This window comes from Caulobacter sp. LARHSG274, from assembly GCF_052871235.1.
In genome coordinates, this window is record NZ_JBIXJO010000043.1 from 1 (window position 1) to 1,207 (window position 1,207).

Annotated in this window: 1 protein-coding gene; it reads left to right on the forward strand. The window is 65.5% G+C overall.

Going from position 1 to position 1,207, the window contains the following annotated elements:
* Complete coding sequence (tuf, locus tag ACIPQB_RS26080) at nt 1-1,191, forward strand: elongation factor Tu (protein WP_446488157.1); 1,191 nt, start codon at nt 1-3, stop codon at nt 1,189-1,191.
* The last annotated feature ends 16 nt before the right edge of the window (nt 1,192-1,207 follow it).

Here is a 1,207-nt window from a genome sequence, read left to right on the forward strand (position 1 = left end):
ATGGCCAAGGAAAAGTTCGAACGTAACAAGCCGCACTGCAACATCGGCACGATTGGTCACGTTGACCATGGCAAGACGACGCTGACGGCGGCGATCACCATCATTCTGGCCAAGAGCGGCGGGGCGACGGCGAAGAACTACGCCGACATCGACGCGGCGCCGGAAGAAAAGGCCCGCGGCATCACCATCAACACCGCGCACGTGGAATATGAGACGGCGGCCCGTCACTACGCCCACGTCGACTGCCCCGGCCACGCCGACTATGTGAAGAACATGATCACCGGCGCGGCGCAGATGGACGGCGCGATCCTGGTGGTGTCGGCGGCCGACGGCCCGATGCCGCAGACCCGCGAGCACATCCTGCTGGCCCGCCAGGTCGGCGTGCCGGCCCTGGTGGTCTACATGAACAAGGTCGACCTGGTCGACGACGCCGAGCTGCTGGAGCTGGTGGAGATGGAAGTGCGCGAGCTGCTCAGCTCTTACGACTTCCCCGGCGACGACATCCCGATCACCAAGGGCTCGGCCAAGGTGGCGATCGACGGCGGCGACCCGGTGATCGGCGAGCAGTCGATCCTGGAGCTGATGACCACGGTCGACACCTACATCCCGCAGCCGGAACGTCCGATCGACCAGCCGTTCCTGATGCCGGTCGAAGACGTGTTCTCGATCTCGGGCCGCGGCACGGTGGTGACCGGCCGCGTCGAGCGCGGCATCGTCAAGGTCGGCGAGGAAGTCGAGATCGTCGGCATCCGTCCGGTCCAGAAGACCACCTGCACGGGCGTGGAAATGTTCCGCAAGCTGCTGGACCAGGGCCAGGCCGGCGACAACGTCGGCGTGCTGCTGCGCGGCACCAAGCGCGAAGACGTCGAGCGCGGCCAGGTGCTGTGCAAGCCGGGTTCGATCACCCCGCACACCAAGTTCGTGGCCGAGGCCTACATCCTGACCAAGGAAGAAGGCGGCCGCCACACGCCGTTCTTCACCAACTACCGCCCGCAGTTCTACTTCCGCACCACCGACGTGACCGGGATCATCAAGCTGCGCGAAGGCGTGGAAATGATCATGCCGGGCGACAACGCCGAGCTGGACGTCGAGCTGATCACCCCGATCGCCATGGAAGAAAAGCTGCGCTTCGCCATCCGCGAAGGCGGCCGCACCGTCGGCGCCGGCGTGGTGGCCAAGATCGTCGAGTAGTCTCGGCGTTCTGACT

Bases quoted from the DNA above. Each gene is read 5' to 3' on its own strand.
- tuf (WP_446488157.1), top strand. From the start codon at position 1: ATGGCCAAGGAAAAGTTCGAACGTAACAAGCCGCACTGCAACATCGGC.